General features: G+C 44.8%; 18 protein-coding genes and 2 pseudogenes. 9 read left to right on the top strand and 11 right to left on the bottom strand.

Annotated elements, in window-relative coordinates; genetic code table 11:
• From RXX31_RS06060 to thrS, 6 genes and pseudogenes are all read right to left on the bottom strand, one after another.
• Window positions 1–291 (bottom strand): annotated as a pseudogene (locus RXX31_RS06060) (phenylalanine--tRNA ligase subunit alpha); the annotation flags it as partial.
• 362 nt (window positions 292–653) lie between these two features.
• Entirely contained in the window at window positions 654–1,463 is an 810-nt protein-coding gene (locus RXX31_RS06055; RefSeq protein WP_317588192.1) for a helix-turn-helix domain-containing protein, read from the bottom strand.
• A gap of 654 nt (window positions 1,464–2,117) precedes the next feature.
• Window positions 2,118–2,471: a 50S ribosomal protein L20 gene (rplT, locus tag RXX31_RS06050; RefSeq protein ID WP_004727974.1), complete on the bottom strand. Its 354-nt coding sequence runs from the start codon at window positions 2,469–2,471 to the stop codon at window positions 2,118–2,120.
• 40 nt (window positions 2,472–2,511) lie between these two features.
• Window positions 2,512–2,706 (bottom strand): 50S ribosomal protein L35, encoded by a 195-nt coding sequence (rpmI, locus tag RXX31_RS06045; RefSeq protein ID WP_005462620.1) that lies wholly within the window; start codon window positions 2,704–2,706, stop codon window positions 2,512–2,514.
• A 121-nt stretch (window positions 2,707–2,827) separates the two neighbouring features.
• Complete coding sequence (infC, locus tag RXX31_RS06040) at window positions 2,828–3,379, bottom strand: translation initiation factor IF-3 (RefSeq protein ID WP_076633413.1); 552 nt, start codon at window positions 3,377–3,379, stop codon at window positions 2,828–2,830.
• Between the two features lie 3 nt (window positions 3,380–3,382).
• Window positions 3,383–5,311 (bottom strand): threonine--tRNA ligase, encoded by a 1,929-nt coding sequence (gene thrS, locus RXX31_RS06035; protein ID WP_317588191.1) that lies wholly within the window; start codon window positions 5,309–5,311, stop codon window positions 3,383–3,385.
• A 319-nt stretch (window positions 5,312–5,630) separates the two neighbouring features.
• On the opposite strand from thrS, the pseudogene RXX31_RS06030 reads away from it, so the two are divergent.
• Window positions 5,631–6,617 (top strand): annotated as a pseudogene (locus tag RXX31_RS06030) (DUF3187 family protein).
• A gap of 4 nt (window positions 6,618–6,621) precedes the next feature.
• Here RXX31_RS06030 and RXX31_RS06025 read toward each other — a convergent pair.
• Entirely contained in the window at window positions 6,622–7,365 is a 744-nt protein-coding gene (locus tag RXX31_RS06025; protein WP_317588190.1) for a sporulation protein, read from the bottom strand.
• Between the two features lie 264 nt (window positions 7,366–7,629).
• Here RXX31_RS06025 and hutC point away from each other — a divergent pair, with 264 nt between their 5' ends.
• From hutC to RXX31_RS06005, 4 genes are all read left to right on the top strand, one after another.
• Entirely contained in the window at window positions 7,630–8,337 is a 708-nt protein-coding gene (gene hutC / locus RXX31_RS06020) for a histidine utilization repressor (RefSeq protein WP_317588189.1), read from the top strand.
• A 127-nt stretch (window positions 8,338–8,464) separates the two neighbouring features.
• Window positions 8,465–9,715: an imidazolonepropionase gene (hutI, locus tag RXX31_RS06015; RefSeq protein ID WP_317588188.1), complete on the top strand. Its 1,251-nt coding sequence runs from the start codon at window positions 8,465–8,467 to the stop codon at window positions 9,713–9,715.
• 1 nt (window position 9,716) lies between these two features.
• Window positions 9,717–10,718, top strand: a complete 1,002-nt coding sequence (gene hutG, locus RXX31_RS06010; protein WP_317588187.1) for a formimidoylglutamase — start codon at window positions 9,717–9,719, stop codon at window positions 10,716–10,718.
• A gap of 292 nt (window positions 10,719–11,010) precedes the next feature.
• On the top strand, window positions 11,011–11,736 hold the full coding sequence (locus tag RXX31_RS06005) for a DUF3581 domain-containing protein (RefSeq protein ID WP_317588186.1): 726 nt from the start codon (window positions 11,011–11,013) through the stop codon (window positions 11,734–11,736).
• An 87-nt stretch (window positions 11,737–11,823) separates the two neighbouring features.
• On the opposite strand, the gene RXX31_RS06000 is transcribed toward RXX31_RS06005, so the two are convergent.
• Window positions 11,824–12,804, bottom strand: a complete 981-nt coding sequence (locus tag RXX31_RS06000) for a glutathione S-transferase family protein (RefSeq protein WP_317588185.1) — start codon at window positions 12,802–12,804, stop codon at window positions 11,824–11,826.
• Between the two features lie 19 nt (window positions 12,805–12,823).
• The gene (ygiD, locus tag RXX31_RS05995) at window positions 12,824–13,648 is read right to left on the bottom strand and encodes a 4,5-DOPA dioxygenase extradiol (protein ID WP_317588184.1); all 825 of its coding nucleotides are present in this window, start codon (window positions 13,646–13,648) and stop codon (window positions 12,824–12,826) included.
• A gap of 127 nt (window positions 13,649–13,775) precedes the next feature.
• Here ygiD and RXX31_RS05990 point away from each other — a divergent pair, with 127 nt between their 5' ends.
• Window positions 13,776–14,693 (top strand): LysR family transcriptional regulator, encoded by a 918-nt coding sequence (locus RXX31_RS05990; protein WP_317588183.1) that lies wholly within the window; start codon window positions 13,776–13,778, stop codon window positions 14,691–14,693.
• A gap of 73 nt (window positions 14,694–14,766) precedes the next feature.
• Here the strand turns inward: RXX31_RS05990 and RXX31_RS05985 are convergent, their stop codons facing one another.
• Both RXX31_RS05985 and RXX31_RS05980 read right to left on the bottom strand, forming a co-directional pair.
• Window positions 14,767–15,228, bottom strand: a complete 462-nt coding sequence (locus RXX31_RS05985) for an isoprenylcysteine carboxylmethyltransferase family protein (protein WP_317588182.1) — start codon at window positions 15,226–15,228, stop codon at window positions 14,767–14,769.
• A gap of 81 nt (window positions 15,229–15,309) precedes the next feature.
• Window positions 15,310–18,345, bottom strand: coding sequence for an FAD-binding and (Fe-S)-binding domain-containing protein (locus tag RXX31_RS05980; protein WP_317588181.1), 3,036 nt, complete (start codon window positions 18,343–18,345; stop codon window positions 15,310–15,312).
• 264 nt (window positions 18,346–18,609) lie between these two features.
• Between RXX31_RS05980 and RXX31_RS05975 the strand changes: the two genes are divergently transcribed.
• From RXX31_RS05975 to RXX31_RS05965, 3 genes are all read left to right on the top strand, one after another.
• On the top strand, window positions 18,610–19,290 hold the full coding sequence (locus RXX31_RS05975) for a DUF3334 family protein (RefSeq protein ID WP_317588180.1): 681 nt from the start codon (window positions 18,610–18,612) through the stop codon (window positions 19,288–19,290).
• A gap of 188 nt (window positions 19,291–19,478) precedes the next feature.
• Window positions 19,479–20,174: a DUF2786 domain-containing protein gene (locus tag RXX31_RS05970; protein WP_317588179.1), complete on the top strand. Its 696-nt coding sequence runs from the start codon at window positions 19,479–19,481 to the stop codon at window positions 20,172–20,174.
• A gap of 203 nt (window positions 20,175–20,377) precedes the next feature.
• On the top strand, window positions 20,378–21,046 hold the full coding sequence (locus tag RXX31_RS05965; protein WP_317588178.1) for an OmpA family protein: 669 nt from the start codon (window positions 20,378–20,380) through the stop codon (window positions 21,044–21,046).
• Window positions 21,047–21,086 lie beyond the last annotated feature (40 nt).

Raw genomic sequence — 21,086 nt, 5'->3', positions numbered from 1 at the left:
CGGTAGCGTTACGTCGATAGTTTCAGCGGCTAGTTTCGCTTCTAGCTCGGCGCGTTGCAGTGCGTCTTTACGAGCTGCGATTGCTTGCTGAACGGCACCTTTCGCTTTGTTGATCTCTTGACCAGCTTCACGGCGCTCTTCTGGTGGTAGTTTGCCTAGGCTTTGAAGCTGAGCAGTTAGCTCACCTTTCTTACCTAGATACTGAACACGCACTTCATCAAGTGCGACTAGCGATTCGGCAGCTTCAATTGCAGTGCTCGCGCTAGCAATGATCTCTTCTAGATGTTGCATCGTTTCCTCATCTACCTGTTGGTAGTGTCCATAAGGGAGTGATTGGTTTTTTGATAGCTGTACATAGTAGCCAAACCAGACACCAATGCCAAATTGAATTACTAAAAGAAGAGGTTATTGAATAAAAAGAACACAAAAACTCAAAAAAAGCACTGTTGTGATGAATTTGAGCCTGATTGAACTGAGTTATTTACCGAAAACAAAACCGCTACAAGCAGTGATTTTGAAAACGAGAAAACACACGTGGCGTGTTGTCGTGATGAACAGCAAGATACCGCTACGATTTCAAACCAATGTGTAGATTAGACAGACAATGGTTAAAAAAATAGTAGCGATACCAACCAGAAAATAATGAATGGAAGCTAGATTGATAAGCTCGGCTTTTCACCGGCAGCAGCAATGGCATAGCGAATATCATCAATAAAGTGCGCGTTTGTCTCAGTAATGCCATCAGAGAATGTGACAGGCTGATGCGGGCCAGCTAACACGACAATGTTGGTGAAATCCGAGACGTCATAGTTCTCAGCGACAACATTCTTTGAATGGAAATCAAGCACTGTCTTGGCAACGATATCTTCAAGCTGTAAAAGCTGCTCTTCTGTAATCTTCATCCTTGCCAAAGCGACACGGACACAGTTCTCAGCGGCAATGGCCTGCTTTTTAATGATATCTGTGTATTTATCGTTAAGCTTCGAGTTTGCAGCATAGCTGTAGAAAAGCGGTCCATGAAGCGTGATGTTGTTCTCTTCATCGACATAGACAAGATCCAATAGCTCCAGTGCTTTTAGGTAATCGGACATGCTCTGTTTAGACAGTTCATACTTTTTCTTTAAGATTGAGTAGCCATCTTTACCACGTAGCATCCGTAACTCACGATAAAAGTCGTAAAGATTTGGATACTGGAAGAAGACTTCATCCTGGGTGCGGCTAAAGTAGTCTTCATCTTCACCTTGAAGCTGGTCGGCTAATTTTTGCAGTTCATCTAGTGTGCAATCAATGGCTCGGCAGTATTCGAGTAATTTATCTAAAGCCAGGTTAGTACTGGTTAAATGTCGTTTAAAAGTGGACAACGGCATGCCCATTTTTTCAGATAGCTCTCGATATGTTAGCCCTTTTGTCTTAATCGCTTGTCTTAAAGCGGCTAACAAATACTCGGGAGTCAAATCTCTCATCTACGATTCCTTTTGGCAAAGTTACAGCTGTACAAAATTTGTAACAACTTAGAATCACTCAGCTAGTGAATAGTTCATATTTTTATCATAAAAATATGAATTAATATACTACCCCTTACATTCGCATGACAATTGACACCTTGGAAAATGCTGTTGATTTCATTATTCCCACCAAGTCTTATTGATAATAAAAACAAGTAAATTCAACATTTATTTAGACACTTACAACATTAACATCAAAAAAATCGGAATGTTACACCATAGAAATCGCACTAAGTCAGAATGTTACACTTTACCAATTCAAAACATTAAATGCATATTAATTCACCTTACGTGCGGTAAAATACAATTTATCAAACCAAGAGAAATCGATCGCAGCCCCTCCCCCTATACGACATTAAAACCGTGGACTTTGGTAAAAACTCATCATCATATTGGATTAACCTTCTTTGACAAGCGCAGAGCTTAGCAGTTGGATTAAGCTTATTGGCTTTTACCTGAAGCTTGCCGACACTGGGAAGTGAAAATATGGGTGCTGGAGAGACGATAAGAGCAGTGGAGATGAAGGCATCGAGGGAAATATGGGGGAATGGCTTTTAGAAGCAATAAAAAAGGAGAGCGAATGCTCTCCTTTTCTTAAACCTAAACTGCTAATTAAAGAGCAGCTTTCGCTTTTTCAACTAGAACTGCGAATGCAGCTTTGTCGAATACTGCGATGTCCGCAAGGATCTTACGGTCGATCTCGATAGATGCTTTCTTAAGACCGTTGATGAAACGGCTGTAAGATAGACCATTTTGACGAGATGCCGCATTGATACGTGCAATCCAAAGTTGACGGAATTGACGTTTCTTAGCGCGACGGTCACGGTAAGCGTATTGACCAGCTTTAGTAACTGCTTGGAAAGCTACGCGGTAAACACGTGAACGCGCACCGTAGTAACCTTTAGCTTGTTTTAGAACTTTCTTATGACGTGCACGAGCTTGTACACCACGTTTTACGCGAGGCATTATGCTTCTCCTAAACTAAACGATTGATAACTATAAAGAATTAAGCGTATGGCAACATACGAATTACTGCAGCCACTTCACAACGAGGAAGGATTGCATTTGGACGTAGTTGACGCTTGTTCTTAGTAGTACGCTTAGTCAGGATGTGACGTTTTGTAGCGTGCTTGTACTTAATACCACCAGCAGTTTTCTTGAAACGCTTAGCAGCACCTTTGTTGGTTTTCATCTTAGGCATGATGAATAACTCCGCATTGTAGTAGTTTAATAAACAATGTAATTAGGGCGAACAAAACCCAACCGCGAACCTTCTATTCAAAGGGAATCGGCTAGGTTTTAATTACTTTATGAGCCGTTAATTACTTCTTTTTAGGGGCTAGCACCATGATCATCTGACGACCTTCAATACGGCTAGGGAAAGATTCAACTACAGCAAGTTCTGCAGTATCTTCTTTCAAGCGGTTTAGAACGTCGACACCGATGTCTTGGTGTGCCATCTCACGGCCACGGAAGCGAATTGTTACCTTCACCTTGTTGCCTTCTTCTAGGAAACGCACCAGGTTGCGTAGTTTTACCTGGTAGTCTCCAATATCAGTTCCAGGTCGGAATTTTACTTCCTTGATCTGAATCTGCTTTTGCTTCTTCTTCTGCTCTTTCGCAGCCTTGCTCTTCTCAAAGAGGAATTTACCGTAGTCCATCACACGACAAACTGGCGGCTCAGCGTTAGGACTAATCTCAACAAGATCCATACCTGCTTCTTCAGCAGCAGCAATCGCTTCTTGGATCGATACAACACCAACTGATTCACCGTCAGCGCCTGTTAGTCGAACTTCACGAACGCCACGAATTTCACCGTTTAAACGGTGTGGGTTTTGTTTTACCGGCTGTTGGCCGCGTCTTCCGCCTTTAATAGCTTATTCCTCCAGATTGAGCTTACGGCTTGAAATCTCGTCTTGGATGTAAGAGATAAAATCATCCACCTTAAATTTACCGAGATCTTTACCTTTACGAGTACGCACTGCAATTTCGCCAGCTTCCATTTCTTGGTCACCAACGACAAGCATATACGGTACACGCTTCAAAGTGTGTTCGCGGATTTTAAAGCCAATCTTCTCATTTCTCAAGTCCGCTTTAGCTCTAATTCCACTTTTTTGTAATTTTTGTACTACTTCTTGAACATAATCTGACTGTTTATCAGTAATATTCATAAGAACAGCCTGTTCTGGTGCCAACCAAGTTGGGAAGAAACCAGCGTATTCTTCGATAAGGATACCGATGAAACGTTCTAGTGAACCTAGAATTGCGCGGTGAATCATTACCGGAACTAGACGTTCGTTGTTTTCACCTACATAAGTTGCGCCTAAGCGACCAGGTAGGTTGAAGTCTAACTGAACAGTACCACACTGCCATGCACGATCTAGACAGTCGTATAGCGTGAACTCAATCTTAGGACCGTAGAATGCACCCTCGCCTTCTTGAATCTCGTATGGAATTTCCATTGATTCTAGAGACAGTTTCAATGCTTCTTCAGATTGATCCCAGATTTCATCCGAACCAACACGCTGTTCTGGACGAGTAGACAGCTTAACGACGATGTTATCGAAGCCAAATGTTTGGTACGTATCATACACCATCTTAATACAGCTGGTGACTTCTTCTTGGATTTGGCTCTCAGTACAGAAAATGTGAGCATCATCCTGAGTAAAGCCACGTACACGCATAATACCGTGTAGTGCGCCTGATGGTTCGTTACGGTGACATGAGCCGAACTCTGCCATACGTAACGGTAGATCACGGTACGATTTTAGACCTTGGTTAAAGATCTGCACGTGACCCGGACAGTTCATAGGCTTAATTGCGTATTCACGGTTTTCAGAAGAGGTCGTGAACATCGCATCTGCGTATTTGTCCCAGTGACCAGAGCGTTCCCAAAGAACACGGTCCATCATTAAAGGACCTTTCACTTCCTGGTAGTCGTACTCGGTCAGTTTATCACGAACAAAGACTTCCAGATCACGGAAGATAGACCAACCATTGTGATGCCAGAACACCATACCCGGTGCTTCTTGCTGCATGTGGAATAGGTCTAGTTGCTTACCGATTTTACGGTGGTCACGTTTCGCTGCTTCTTCAAGGCGAGTCAAGTGAGCTTTAAGTGCTTTCTTATCGTGGAAAGCCGTACCGTAAATACGCTGAAGCATTTTATTGTCGCTGTTACCACGCCAGTAAGCACCTGCAACATTCAATAGAGTGAAATGTTGACAGAAACTCATGTTAGGAACGTGAGGGCCACGACACATGTCGATGTATTCTTCATGGTGGTAAAGACCTGGACGATCATCACGAGATACGTTTTCATCCAGGATTTCCACTTTATATGGTTCGCCACGTGATTCAAAGGTATCACGCGCTTCCTGCCAGCTTACTTTTTTCTTAACTACTTCGTACTTGGTTTTCGCTAGCTCTTTCATACGCTTTTCAATCTTATCAAGATCTTCTTGCGTTAGAGACTCGTCTAAGTCGATGTCGTAGTAGAAGCCGCTATCGATGGTTGGACCGATCGCCATTTTTGCTTGTGGGTAAAGCTGTTTCAGAGCGTGACCAAGAAGGTGAGCGCATGAGTGACGAACGATTTCCAGACCGTCTACTTCATCTTTTGCAGTGATGATTTCAAGGCTTGCGTCTTCTTCGATTAGATCACACGCATCAACACGATTACCGTTAACACGACCAGCGATAGTTGCTTTAGCAAGACCAGGACCGATCGATTGCGCAACTTCCATAGTAGATACTGGGTTATCAAATTGACGTTGACTGCCGTCAGGAAGAGTAATAATAGGCATACTATGTCCTTTACAGTGGTGTTGCATACCAAGCAACACATGTTATTCAAATTTAGAAGCTATTTGTTGGAAAATAGTTGAGAGTCGATGAAGGTCTCTCGGTAATACGAATACCGGACCGTTATCGGAACAGCAGATTGTACCTAGCTCACAATTAGAATGCAAAGAGCGATTTACTCTGTCATTTAATCTTCACCCATGAATTGCTCAACAAGTGAAAAAACAGCTAACACAAAGAAAAGAAAATAAAAATGGGGACCAAAAAATTAGATTAACACTATATTTACATTAATGAGTCATTTCCGTTTAGGTATTCATTATGATCAAAATGAGATGGCATCCTACCCTATTTTGCTATGTCGTATGTTTTTCAACCCCTGCATTGGCCGCCAATGACATTTATGGCCCGCTCCGCGCCTACGCTCAATCACCGATACAATCGGTTAGTCATACTAATTACTTACGCTCAGGATTTAGTTTGCCTTCAGATTACATTGAAGGTTATGCATCGGCCACAATAGCCAGTGTCTGGGCTCATACGGATGAGTACGCTTTAGATTATTACCATAATCAGGTCGAGGTTGGTGGAAAATGGCAAATCAGCAGCCGCTGGCAGTGGGAGCTCAACTATCGCTGGGTATTTGAAGCCGATAACCATCTGGATGGTCTTACGAGAAAATTCCATGATTTATTTAGTATCGATCAAAATGGACGAGATGAAGTTGGCAAAGGCCGATCTTACATATCAATGCCCCAATACGGCGTTTTTGAGGACGACTTTAGCAGAGAAACCATCGCCAATAATATTTCCACTTACGTCCAATACCAGATATTTCAAAGCAAACAGCATGGCCTGTCGCTTGGTGGCAGCCTTTATTACGACAAGGTTACTCACGGCACCTTTAAAGGAAGCAGTTTTGAACAAGGTTTTCAGGTCAACTATAGCTATCTGAATAGCGACCATGCCATTTATTCAATGATAGGAATGACCTTTCGTACTGACGACCGTGCAATGCTCAACTTACCCTATCGAAAGAACACGGCTGCAATTTCAGCAGGCTATCGTTACTCCCTTGCCGAAAATCACCATATGATCATTGAGTAACACTGGTACCAAGGTTCAGCTGAAGGCCCGGACGAATTTGCCGATGCCGCCAAAGAGATTAAAGTTGGCTATCGCTACCTAATGCAAAACTCTGCTTTGGAGCTCATCGCTATAGAGAATGTGGGAAACATGGACAACAGTACCGATATCGCATTTACGATTGGCTATCGGTACTTATTTAGGCCGGGATCAGGCAGCTAATCAATTATAAACTTAAAGTTGGAGCAATCGCTGCGGCGACTTGAGCATCTGTCGCACTGATTGGTAAAGTAAATGAACGATACTGGTCGCCAGACAAGCTGAGCGAACGGTCGATTTCTGCTAAACAGTGGATGACTTGCCCGTCTAAAATGAAGGAAAGTTCAATTTCTTTCGAAGAGATGAAACCGTTGTTACGGAACTCCAATTCCTGATAGATTCCTGAGCGAGAAGAGAAAGAACCGCCGCGCAAGAAACCTTTTTCAACATCCGCTTTCACCATCGTAAAGCCCGCTTGTTCAATTGCCTGAATCACTCGCGAGACCACTGGTAACGGCTTCACTTCAATGTAGTCGCGGTCACGTGGGTCCATCGCGAAATCAATGTCTAGTGTGGTTTCTAGCCAGACGTGACACTGATTTTTTAATGCGTAGACCAATGTGATTGGTGCTTCATCATGTAACTTCAACTGAAACGGAACTTGCTTTTCTTCATTGGCTTGAATCACAAAAGGCTCAACAGCTTTCAACTGATCAAGCGTAAACGTCTCGTATCTGACGCTGTCATCCACTTCTACTTTCATTTCCGTATTCAGTTTGATGGTGATTGCATCGATTCGCTGTTCAACATCGCCACCAATAATGTGGACATGCCCCGTAAGCGTTGAACCTTGGTAAACACTCATCTCATCCAAAATGGTATCCACTTTTGCCGAACCAATTCCTAATGATGCTTTTAACTTTTTAAACATTTCTTCCCTTACTTCTTTATCATTTTTATTTTGATGTCCACCTGTTTACACAATTGCTTGGTGCGCTTCAAGCTATAGACAACAAGAATACGGGCTATTTCCCTTATCCCGTGAAAATAGCCGCACAGTGCCCACATGAGACATCACTTCAGAGGTCGAAAAGTTGCTGCAAAAGCAGCCTTTTCGACGCAAGTTCCCGAGAATGATTTGCTATTTTCACTGAAATTGAGCACTATTTGTATAGTCAATTAAAGGAAAGCCATGATGTCTGCACCACTCTACATGCAAATTAAACAATTTATTCTCGATAAAATTGAATCGGGAGAGTGGTCGACAGGACAACGTATCGCAACTGAGTTCGAGTTAACCGAACAATTTGAAGTCAGTCGGATGACCGTGAACAAGGCGATTCGAGATCTCGTTAACGAAGGCAGGCTTCAACGTCGCCCGCGGCTTGGCACATTTGTCTGTGATCCGGTTGAAAAATCAGAGTCGCCGCTGTTGGACATCCGCAATATTGCTCAGGAAGTCAGTGAACGCGGCCGTGAGTATCGCAGCAAGGTTCTAAAACAGGTCGCGATTAAAGCCGATGCGACCATCGCAACAAAACTTGGCGTGATGCTGGGCACCACCGTATTCTACAGTGAAATTATCCACTACGAAGACAGCACGCCAATTCAGTTGGAACTGCGCTGGGTCAACAGCCAATATGCGCCAAGCTACCTGGACCAAGACTTCACGAATATCACGCCAAACCAGTTTTTGTCCGATAACTGCCCGCTTAGTGCCATCGAACATACCGTTGAAGCTATCGTTCCGGATGGCCGCATCAAGCTTGATCTAAAAATGCAGGCTAATGAGCCTTGTCTTCTCCTAAACCGAAGAACCTGGAGCCAAGATAAATTGGTCAGCACCGCCTTGCTCTACCATCCAGGCAACAAGTACAAGTTGAGTTCCAAAGTGCTGATTTAAACGTGTGAGAATAACAATCCCCCTACTCTTCGATCACACCTTTACAACATCAATCTTGTCATCGATACTTTCTTATTATACATATTTGTATATACATTTAATGCTACCAACCAAATAGGATACAAAAATGGATTTGCTGATTGAAAATGCGCGTCTGGTCACTATGACGCAAGGGGAAGCAGGATATCTGCCTACATCACCTGCGCGTGTCGGTATTCAATCGGGGAAAATCGTCGCCATCAGTACTTGTTCGCATGGTGAAGACGACCCTCAAATCGAGTCACAGCTAGATCCTCAAAATTACCCGCAAAGTCTCGATCTACAAGGCAAGTTAATGATTCCGGGCCTGATCGATTGTCATACTCACCTTGTCTATGCCGGTAATCGTGCCAATGAGTTCGAGATGCGTTTAAACGGTGTGCCGTATCAGGAGATCGCTCAACAAGGTGGTGGTATTCTCTCTACCGTAAAAGCAACACGAGCAGCGACCGAAGAGCAGTTAGTCGAACTCGCACTGCCACGTTTAGACGGCTTGCTAGCCAGTGGTGTCACTTCGGTTGAAGTGAAATCCGGCTATGGGCTCACGCTCAATGACGAACTGAAAATGCTACGTGCCGCAAAAGCATTAGAGCAAGAACGAAAGGTAAAAGTCACTACAACGTTACTTGCTGCGCATGCGTTACCTCCTGAGTTTGCAGGTCGCGCCGATGACTATATTGAACATATTTGTCAGGACATCATCCCACTTGTTGCAGAAGAGAGGCTGGCCACCAGCGTCGATGTTTTTTGCGAATCTATCGGCTTCAATTTAGCGCAAACAGAAAAGGTGTTTACCACTGCAAAACAACACGGCCTAAAAGTAAAGGGCCACACAGAGCAGCTCTCTAACCTCGGTGGTACCGCACTTACCGCACGATACAACGGCCTTTCTGCCGATCATATTGAATTTCTTGATGAAGAAGGCGTTATCGCGCTTTCCAAATCAAACACCGTCGCCACCTTGCTTCCAGGCGCGTTTTACTTTTTGCGTGAAACGCAACTGCCACCGATTGAGTTACTGAGAAAACATCACGTACCGATGGCGATCGCAACTGATGTTAACCCAGGCACGTCGCCATTTTCCGATATGACCCTAATGATGAATATGGCGTGTACCCTATTTCGTCTGACACCGCAGGAAGCGCTGCGAGGCGCAACTCAATATGCAGCACAAGCATTGGGGAACGACGGTTCACGAGGAGTGATAAAAGTGGGTTTTGATGCTGACTTCTCTGTTTGGGATATCGACCATCCGGCCGATCTGAGCTATCAAGTCGGTGCAAAACGTCTGGTAGGTCGTATAGTAAATGGTGAGTACATTGCACATGGAGGCCTTTAATATGTCTCAGTCAGACCTACATAACCCACTATTTCATTGGCAAGGCCGTCATGATGCTGAAGACGGAAAGATTGGCCAACGTATCCACCATATTGTCCAACATCAGTCAGCTCACGAGCTGGATAAACAACCAAAAGGTGTATCAATATTAGGCTTCGCAACGGATGCTGGTGTAGCAAGGAACAAAGGTCGCGTAGGAGCGAGGAAATCGCCAGACTTAATCCGTCGTGCTCTGGCAAATCTCGCGTGGCACAAAGATGCGCCCATTTATGATCTTGGTACCGTAGTGTGTGAAGACGATTTATTGGAAGAAAGCCAGGCGCGTTGTGCCAGTGCAATTTCTCAAGCACTGCCCCACACCCCAGTTATTGTACTGGGTGGCGGACATGAAATCGCATGGGCGTCGTTCTCGGGAATTGCGGAGTACTTTAAGTCAAATCATCCGGATAAAAAGCCGAAAATTGGCATTATTAATTTTGATGCACACTTCGATTTGCGTGCTTTTGAAAGCCCAATGGCTGACGTGAAGCCAAGCTCTGGTACGCCATTCAACCAAATTAATCACTTTTGCCAACACAATGATTGGGCATTCCATTATGCCTGCTTAGGTGTCAGTCGCAGCAGCAACACTCAGGCTTTATTTCAGAAAGCCGATGAATTGAATGTGTGGTACGTCGAAGATCATCAGCTGAGTTACCTGAACCACAGCTATCATCTGACACAACTGCAACACTTTATCGACGATTGTGACTATCTATATCTCACCATAGATCTAGACGTGTTTCCTGCAGCAACCGCGCCGGGAGTCAGCGCACCAGCGGCACGTGGAGTGAGCTACGACACCATCGCCCCGTTTCTAGAACGAATTCTGCATTATAAAAACAAGTTGATTCTGGCTGATATTGCCGAATACAACCCAAATTATGATGTTGATAGCCAGACCGCACGCTTGGCGGCTCGCTTGTGTTGGGATATCGCCAACGCCATGGCAGACGAGCCATAATGTAATCTTCTGCTCTAAAAGCAGTATTAGAAGGCTCCGTGTAAATGTGGAGCTTTTTTATGTCTATACTTTTACCTATAGCACTTCGTACCTAAGTAACGTCGTAACATTACATGGTAGGATGAGGTTGATAGGTATAAAAAGTGAATCAAGTGTGCGTATTTAACCATTTGTCTTTCGATGACTAGAGGACTACATGGTTGTTAAGATAGGTTAAATCTCACTGGATGGACCATTGCCCGTCAGTGTTTCGCATATAATCCCTTACAGTTTTGGTTACTACGTAAAAATTATGTTTCTAACACCTTATTTTTCTAACAATGAGCACCAGTTTCAGTTCACTCGCGAGCAGGCAAGTCACTTTGCGAAGCGCGTAGCTGGCGATTACAACCCGATTCATGATGAAGACAACAAACGCTTTTGTGTTCCAGGCGATCTACTGTTTGCCGTACTACTGAGCAAAGAAGGCATTAGCCAAAAGATGCGTTTTAGCTTCTCTGGTATGGTGAATGATGGCGTTGCGCTTCATATCGAGAATAAGTGTGAGAAAGAAAGTGCTGTGGTTGATGAGGCAGGCAAGGAATATTTGCATATGTCTCGTGAAGGTGAGACCAATCACGATGCGGCTTTCATTGAGCACGTAGTGACAAATTATGTTCAGTTTTCTGGCAAGAACTTCCCGCACATCATGGTTCCTCTGATGGAAGAGCAACAAATGATGATCAACTGCCAACGTCCATTAGTGATTTACGAAAGTATGGAAGTTGAGTTTGCTCGTCTCGACCTGACGCATCCGGAAGTAGAATTTACCGGTGCCACGTTCGACGTAGAAGGCAAACGTGGCGTTGTGACGCTGAACTTTGCTTTCAAAGAAGATGGTGAAGTTGTCGGCAACGGCATCAAGCGCATGGTTGCAAGTGGTTTAAAACCTTACGACCAAGAAGCGGTCGATGATCTGGTTCAGCGTTTCCACGCTCGTAAGGATGCATTCTTAGCAAAGTTCATTGAGGCAGCCTAACCACTGCCTCAAGCTCCCAAGCAAACATTGTTAGCGGTAACGACCTACAAGGCGTTGCCGCTATTTTATTTGACCTTCTTGTCATCTTTATTGATTCGCGTTTCTCGCTGACTGAATCATTGCCTCAATATGGGCAGGCCCTGTTGGACGGATTCCCGCTGGATTCAATTCTTTGATCGAATAATAACCCGCTGTAATGTGATCGATACTTACCGTCTCTACCACGCCCGGGAGATTGAGTATGCGTTCCATGTAAGCGGAAAGATTCGGATAGGCCGCAATTTGCTTACGATTGGTTTTGAATAGCCCATGATACGCCGCGTCAAAACGAATCAGCGTAACAAACGTACGGATATCGGTTTCCGTTAAACGGTTCCCAATAAGGTAGTCTTGTCCTTCCAAACGTAGCTCAAGTTCATCAAGCATCGCAAAAACTTCATTTACCGCTTCTTCATAAGAAGATTGGGATTGAGTAAAGCCTGCCTTGTAGACCCCATTATTGAGGTCGTTATAGATACGTGGGTTGAGTTCTTCAATCTCTGCAGAAAGCTCTTCAGGGTACAATCTGACGTCTGATGGCACTATCTCTTCAAAAGCCGTATCCAGCATGCGAAGAATGTCAGCACTCTCGTTATTCACCAATACATTTTGCTTCATATCCCACAGTACAGGTACAGTGGCACGCCCAGTATAAGTCGGGTTCGCTCGTGTATATATTTCATGCATGTATTGCGATTCAAACAGCGGATCGGTATCAGCACCATCATAACCACCAAATGCCCAACCTTGCGAAGTCATTTGCGGGTTAACCACCGTTACCGGAATAATATCTTCCAGCCCTTTCAGTTTACGCGCGATGAGTGTACGCGACGCCCAAGGACAAATTAAGGCGACATAGAGTCGGTAACGTCCGGGCTCAGCTTTAAAGCCACCTGTCCCTGTTGGGCCTGCGCTGCCGTCCGGAGTGATCCAGTTTCGGAACTCGGAGACCTGACGTACAAAACGTCCTTTATCATCCGCTTTTTGCAACGCTTTCCAGTTTTCTGTCCATTTTCCATCTACTAACATACTCTGATCCTCCAAAAAATTAAGCGCCGTTGAAAACGAATGAACGCATTGAGATAGAACCTAACTCAACCCCTTCTGAGGTATAAACAAGTTCATCTTTCAAGTTTGATGCGCCCGCGATTGTTAGTGCAGGCGCATAATGTTCTAGTGTTGGATTCGCCATACGCATTAGGTTACCCATAGCGGCGACATCGGCTAACGATTTAAAATCACGGTTATTCAACTGCTCAGCAACAAACTGATCAAATTCAATCGCCCAGTCGTGTGGTTGTCCATCAAACTGTAAGGCTCTTAAGTTGTGAACAATATTGCCCGAACCAAGAATCAACACACCTCGGTCACGTAACTCAGATAGCTTTTTGCCTATGCTTAAGTGCCAGTTCATGTCTTTGGTTATATCAATAGATAATTGAAATACCGGTACATCAGCCGCCGGAAACAACGAATTCAGTACTGACCATGCACCATGATCCAGTCCCCAGGTATCATCCGTGTGAACATGATGATCCGATAATAAAGCCGCGACTTCATTCGCTAGCTGTGGATGCCCTTTTGCCGGGTATTGCTTCTCATATAACGCATCAGGAAAACCGTAAAAGTCATGAATGGTACGAGGTAGTGCGGAAACATCGACCAGCGTACTACCCTGTGTCATCCAGTGAGCAGAAACCACCAGTATCGCCTGAGGTCTTGGCAGTGTACGTCCAAGTTCCACCCAACTACGTGTGAATTCATTATCCTCAATGACGTTCATTGGGGAACCATGACCAAGAAATACCACTGGCATTCTTGGTGACGCTTTAAATCTGTTTTTCAGCTTTTGAAGTGAGGACATAACGCTCATCGCTTTTCCCTTATTTTTGAGTGCCACAATATGGCGTGCTTAACTTGGTATGAAGAAATTATGTACCCAGCACACTTTCAATACAATGACGATTATGTAGAATGATATTCAACAATTTGTTCCTAATATGGGTAGTAATAAAATGGACTTGGTTGATGGGTTAAAAGCGTTTGTGGCGACCGCACAGACAGGATCTTTTACAGAAGCAGCACAAAGGCTCGGTGTATCTAACCGGATCACTTCTAAATATGTCGCTCAGTTGGAGGAAAAAATTGGCGCACAGTTATTACAGAGAACCACTCGCAAGGTTGGTCTTACTCCCACAGGTCAGGAATTACTGGCTCGAGCCCCCACCCTGTTAGACGAGTTAGATGATTTGCTGGGTGCTATATCAGAAGAATCAAAAGGATTAACGGGCGTCCTGCGTGTGTCCGCACCATTGACGTTCGGAGAAATCTACATCACAGGTTTACTGAGCCGCTTTTCATCTCTTCATCCTCAACTCTCCATCGATCTTCGCTTAAGCGACTCTTATGTGGACTTAGCCAAAGAGGGCATTGATTTAGCATTTCGTATTGGGATGCCAGACACGGCAACACTGAAAGTAAGGAAACTTGGCGAAATCACCAGTTGTGTCGTCGCCTCACCCGAATACCTGAAACTGCGAGGAACACCAAACACACCTCAAGCGCTCAAGGAACATTTCTGTATTATTGACACCAACCGAAGAGGTCACAACAAATGGCTATTCTACCAGGGAGAAGAAGAGACCTCTGTGGCTCCAGAAAGGAATCTCATGGTGAACAGTGCTCGCATCGCAAAAGATTGGGCGATAGATGGACGTGGGATAGCGATTTGTCCGGACTTTGTTTTACAAAACGATCTCGAGAGCGGAAGACTGGTCAAACTCCTTGATGACTACAGTATGAATACACACCCGATTAACGCGGTCTATTTGGAGGGCAACGTCATACCGCGTAAAGTCAGAGCACTGATTGATTTCGTGGTCGAAGATTTTGCTCAAAGACCCCCGGGGACGATGTAAGCCAAATTAAAATCATCATCTCGTCTGAAGCAACGCAAAAAAGCAACGCAAACAGAAGCTCAAAACTCTGGGGCTATAGCCAGCGACGCACCCGGTTTTTGTATTTCAGGTAGTCTTCACCAAACAGCCTTTCTAACACGTGCTCTTCTGGTTTTATTTGGTAGCGATTCATATAAGAGATAAATAGAGCGCCACAAAGAATGACACTTAGGTGCTGCCACCATAACCCTAACGCAATAATAAGCAGCAACAGCGCTACATACATTGGATTACGCGTATAAGCGAAGACGCCAGTACTCACTACCGATGTGGCAGCCTCGGGTTTAACCGGATTGACGGTCGTCTTTTCTTTGCGAAATTCATATACGCCAGCAATGCCAATAACGCCCGATAACAGCGTTAGAATAGCAACAACAAATTCGACAAAAGGGACAGTGATCATAAAGTCTGGCGTGAGCCCTTTCAGCCAGTACATCAGTAAAATCACCAACAAGAATACCGCAACAGGTGGGACTCTAAGTTCAAGTTTTCTCAAGGTTCAATCCTTTGAATTCTTAAGGGGTGAATCGATAAAAAGCCCAGCATAACGACTGGGCTTAATCTTATTAGAAGTGCTTTAAATAAGCGTCAGCAAAGCCTGAACCGGGTGCTTCGGCTTAGTTCCTTCGAAGCGTTTAACCTGGCTTCGACAAGAGTAACCCGTTATGAGGCATCGCTCATTGTCCAACTTATCTAAGTTTGCTTTCCAGCTGAGGTTGTAAATATCTCTCGACATCTCCAACTTATCCACTTCGTGACCAAAGGTACCCGCCATGCCACAACAGCCAACCGGGACGGTATTCAACACTGCGCCAAAGTGAGCAAATATCGCGCCCCACTCTTTTTCAGCATTTGGCATTTTGGTCTTCTCTGTGCAGTGTGCGAACAGATACCAAGGTTCTTGTTGCGCAGATTCTACCGCAGCGAATTTGTCCAGTCTTGGATATAGCCACTCATGAGCAGTCAGGACATCAAATTCACCGCGCTTGCTGCCCAGCACTTCGTTGTATTCGTCTCGGTAACAAAGCACTAATGCAGGGTCAACACCCACCATTGGAATGCCAAGATCGGCAACCAAAGATAAAAACTTCGCGGTATCCGTTGCCGTTTCAGAGAACTGGCGTAAAAAGCCTTTGATATGCTGCGCTTTGCCGTTGGGTTTAAATGGCAGCAGAACCGGGTTCATGCCCAGCTTTCTGGTCAGCTTAACAAAATCTTCTACCACTTCGGCATCGTAATAACTTGTAAACGGGTCTTGTACAATCAGAACGTGCTTGCTCTTCTCTTCCGAAGACAGTCGCGACAACGCAGTAAGGTCATAATCGGTGGTCAGCGATTCAATACGTTTTTGCAAAGTCGGTACAGACAGCAAAGGCGCATCCACGTAGCCCACTGTCGATGCAGTTAAGCTTTTCACCCAAGATTGCTTGATAACACTATTTACAACGCTAGGAGCTTTCGCCATCAGCGGTAACATGGTTTCAATATTCGCCACCAGGTAATCTTTTGCCGGACGTTGGTAACGAGAGTGATAGATGTTTAAGAAGCGGGAACGGAAGCTCGGTACATCCACTTTAATCGGACACTGGCTGGCACACGCTTTACACGCCAGACAGCCATTCATCGCCTCATAAACCTCATGAGAGAAATCGTATTCATGACGACGGTTAATGGAATGGCGAACGCGATCGATCATAGTTTTGATCGACGATTTGTTTTCCAATGCTTGTTTTTCAAGGTCGAGAATATCGATACCTTGCTCTGTCAACTGACGCAACCACTCACGGACTAATCCTGCACGGCCTTTTGGCGAATGGCGACGATCAGCCGTCACTTTCATCGATGGACACATTGGTGAGCTGGTGTCGTAGTTAAAGCACAAGCCATTACCGTTACATTCCACCGCTTGCTTAAAGCTGTCACGAACCTGAACATCAATCTGACGGTCATAGTAACCACGTTTGGTGTCGGTCACTTTCACCAACTCTGCATCACTGTTTAACGGCGTACAGATTTTGCCCGGGTTCATCTTGTTGTGTGGGTCAAATGCCGCTTTCACACGTCGAAGCTCGGTAAACAGTTCTTCACCAAAGAATTCCGGCCCGTACTCAGAGCGGAAACCTTTACCGTGTTCACCCCACATCAAACCGCCGTATTTCGCGACCAGCTTAACCACTTCATCTGACAGCTCATGCATTAGTGCTTCTTGATGAGGATCGCACAGATCCAGAGCAGGACGAACGTGTAATACACCCGCATCAACGTGGCCAAACATACCGTAATTCAGAGATTTCCCGTCCAGAAGTTCACGGAACTCGGCAATAAAGTCCGCTAAGTTTTCTGGTGGAACACAGGTATCTTCTGCAAACGGCACAGGCTTAGCGCGTCCTTTTGCCGCACCAAGCAGACCTACTGCTTTTTTACGCATGTTGTAGATACGGCCGATACTCGCCAAATCATCACAGACTTGATAGCCGATAATGCCCGCTTCTTCTGTTTCGAGCATGGTATCGAGCTTGGCAGTTAACGCCGCAACTTGTGACGCGATCTCCTCAGCGTCCTCGCCCGCGTATTCCACCATGTTGATGCCAAGCATCTCTTTGTCTGGTACATCCGTGATGAGATCGCTGACCGTATGCCAAACAATATCTTGTTTCGCGAGGTTAAGCACTTTTGAGTCAACCGTTTCAACCGACATTGCATTCGCTTGCACCATCAGTGGGGCATTACGCAAGGCCGAATCAAACGTGTTGTATTTAACGTTGACCAAAGTACGCACTTTAGGAATGCGAGTCAGGTTTAATTTCGCTTCTGTGATGAAGGCAAGTGAGCCCTCTGCACCACACAATACGCGAGTGATATCAAAGCGATCATCCGCTTCGTTAAGTGCATTTTTTAGATCGTATCCGGTTAAGAAACGGTTTAGAGGCGGGAATTTATCATTAATTTGCTGACGTTTTTCACGACACACTGATTCGGTAACACTCAGCGCGGTTGCGGCAAACTCGCCCTCTTCTGGATAACCATGAGACAAGTCTGACTCTAAAATCGAGCCATCGGCAAACACAGCTTGTAACGAGAGGACGTGATCAGACGTTTTTCCGTATTTCAGCGATCCCTGACCGGAGGCGTCCGTGTTGACCATACCACCAATAGTGGCGCGATTACTGGTGGATAAATCGGGAGAGAAAAAGTAGCCATATGGGCGAACGGCGTCATTTAACTGGTCCTTAATGACACCAGTTTGCACACGTACCCAGCCTTCTTCTTCATTAATTTCAAGTACTTTGTTCATGTGGCGAGACAAATCAACCACAATACCTTTCGTCAGGGACTGCCCATTAGTACCAGTGCCGCCACCGCGAGGTGAAAACGTGATTCGCTCGTACTTTTCTTTATTGCTCAGTTTACCAATAAGCGCAACATCTTGCGTTGTTCGAGGATGAACAACCGCCTGAGGTAACTGCTGGTACACACTGTTATCAGTGGAAACCGCGAGTCGGCTTGAATATTGGCTTTCTATATCACCAGTGAATCCAGCTTGTTCAAGCTCTTTTAAAAAAATCAGAACAAGAGGGTCGACGTCAGTTTGCGAGTGTAATCTTGGTAACATTTGCTTCCTGCCCCTACGACGCTGATCCTATCAGCTGCGGGTTATCTAATTATATTACTCAATCCTCAAGCTGCTTTTCGATGAAGTCTCGAGCAAGGCAGTCGAGTCAGAGTGGAGTGATTTTATTCGGGTTTCATCACTTTACAACATTTGAAAAAGCGATTAAATCAGAATCTCAATACAATATTGAAACTTATGCTTTATTTCTTGACTATTAATGCCTTACATTGAGAAAGAAATAGCCTATCTCAATGAGCTTTCAGAATGAAAAAGAATAAAGTAGTAACCACAGAAGATATCCTTCTAAAACTTTGCCAGTCGGTTTCTGGCGTGCTTACCTCGGCGACTTGTTCTCAAGTAAACTATTCCGCCATGGTGCAAAAGATCAACAAAACCAGCCTTAAGCCAGATTTCGGTTGTTTTGTCTTGTTTGATGGTGGATTCACCGGCTTAGTTGTTATTAACTTTACTGCTAAAGCCGCACTCGAAATTTACACCAATTACATGCGCAATATGGGGATGCCCGAAGAAGAGCTGGCCATCTCACATACCTCCGATGAAGTTGCGGATGTGCTTGGCGAACTGATGAACCAATTAGTGGGTGATTTTACCAATAAAATTCGCAAAGAGTTGCAAACAAACATCACGCAAAATCAACCCAAAATGCTGTCATTGAATAAACAGGTGATATTGCAGGTAGACACCAATCTTGATCGCCCACAGGCGCGCCGTGTGACTTTCTCGACCACAAATAACAACATTTTTTATCTCGAACTGGCAATGGATAAAACCGAATTCATTCAGCTTGAAGAATTTGAAATCGCTGAAGACGAAAACCCGGATGATATTCTGGAAGCGACTCGCAAAAAGATGGCAGAAAAGGAAACTCAGAAATCACTTGCAACAGATGAAGCCAATGACTTGTTAAACCAGCTGGGCTTGTAACCGCGTACAACATCGTTGTCCCTTCATGTCAGAGAAATCTGACCTTCTCAATAGAATGCAGGAATACCACGCTCCGGCTCGCAACGGGGCGTTTTCCTTCTTTAGCCGTCGCATTGTATTTCGTTTTTATGTCAAAAAAGGTAATATATCTGACTTCATAAATTTTCTGCTTTCGTAATTGGTTGTCGATGGATAAACAAAAAGCCCTGAAAAAAATCGCCAAGTGTTTAGAACTGGGTAACTCTGCCAACGTCAATGAGGCTGCTAACGCCATCAAGATGGCACATCGCCTGATGATGAAGTATGGTCTGGACAAAGATGATATTGAGTTCATCAAAATGGGAAAAACACAGTCTTCCCACCTGCTACCCGCAAACATAAGTTCTACTATTTTGCGTGTGATTCGTGGCATCAACACCAAGTTTGGCGTTGAGGCAGTTCTGCTGAATCACAAAGGGCTTAAACGCGTGGAGTTTATTGGCGAAGCCGACCGTGCGATTTTTGCCGCCTTCGCTTTCGATATTATCTATCGCGAAATGAACGAAAGTACTGGTCAGTTCCGAAATAGTTTTGCGGGTAGTGGCACTTCTTCCATGGAAGTAACCCGCCGGGTAAACTCATTTGTTTCTGGTTGGGTTGAAGGTGCAATTGAAAAGCTACCAGTGATCTCCCCTGACGAAGAGTCAGCCAATAAAATAAATGACTACATCGACAAAGAATTCAAAAACATTGATCGCGAAACCTTTAAGAAACAACTTAAAGAAGCGATGAAAAACCTAACCGCAGATTATGAAGTTGGTTTGAAGAAAGGTCGAAAAGTGTCTGTGAACCGCGGTGTGGGCGGTGAGCAAGCAAGAAAAATGCTGGATAATCACTCGGACTAACCTCCTCAACTCCTCAAAAAGGCCAAATAGTTTTAACTGCGTAGCAAATACGTAGACGTTATTTGGCCAGAGTAGGACAATTCTTACAATTTTCTGCTTCCATCTTACCTTCAGCTAACAAAGATCGATAACGACTGATTAATAATTTAAGTCTAATTTTATAAAGCAGCGTTTCGCCTCAATTTTTATATGGAGATTTTCCCTTGAAAAAGCTGTCTATCGCACTTGCCCTAGTGCTTGCTCTTACAGGCTGTCAAGCCACTCAACGTCAAAACGCCACTACAGGTGAATACGAAACTAACTCCACGACTATCGGTGCCATCACAGGTGCGGTCGCTGGTGCTGCAATCGGGTTAGCGACGGGTGATAATGCTAAAGAGCGTCGTCAACGTGCCTTAATTGGCGCAGCTGCAGGTGGTGCAACTGGTGCGGGTGCCGGTTACTACTTCGACCAGCAAGAAGCGGCACTACGCAAAGAGTTAATGAATTCTGGTGTACAAGTACAACGTGTTGGTGAAAACCAGCTTCTGCTTCGTATGGAAAACGGCATCGGTTTTGCTACCGATTCTTACCAACTTGATTACGGTATCCACAACACGCTTCGTGGTGTCGCACGTATCCTAGTTGAGTACCCAGATACCAGCCTTGTGATTGATGGTTACACTGACAGCACTGGTAGTGATTCGTACAACCAGTCACTATCGGAAAATCGCGCAGAATCTGTGCGTCAGTTCCTAGTACAACAAAATGTTGCTCCTGGTCGTGCAATTGCGCGCGGTTATGGTGAACGTAACCCACTTTGCTCCAACCAAACGACAGAAGGCCGCGCGTGTAACCGCCGTGTCGAAATTCAAATCTTGCCTCTGAAGTAATTGGATTACATTACAAGGTAATTAACAATAATTACCGGCA

It is taken from the genome of Vibrio sp. EA2, from assembly GCF_033042495.1.
In the GTDB taxonomy this organism is placed as follows: domain Bacteria; phylum Pseudomonadota; class Gammaproteobacteria; order Enterobacterales; family Vibrionaceae; genus Vibrio.
This window is presented reverse-complemented; position numbering and strand designations above follow the sequence as displayed.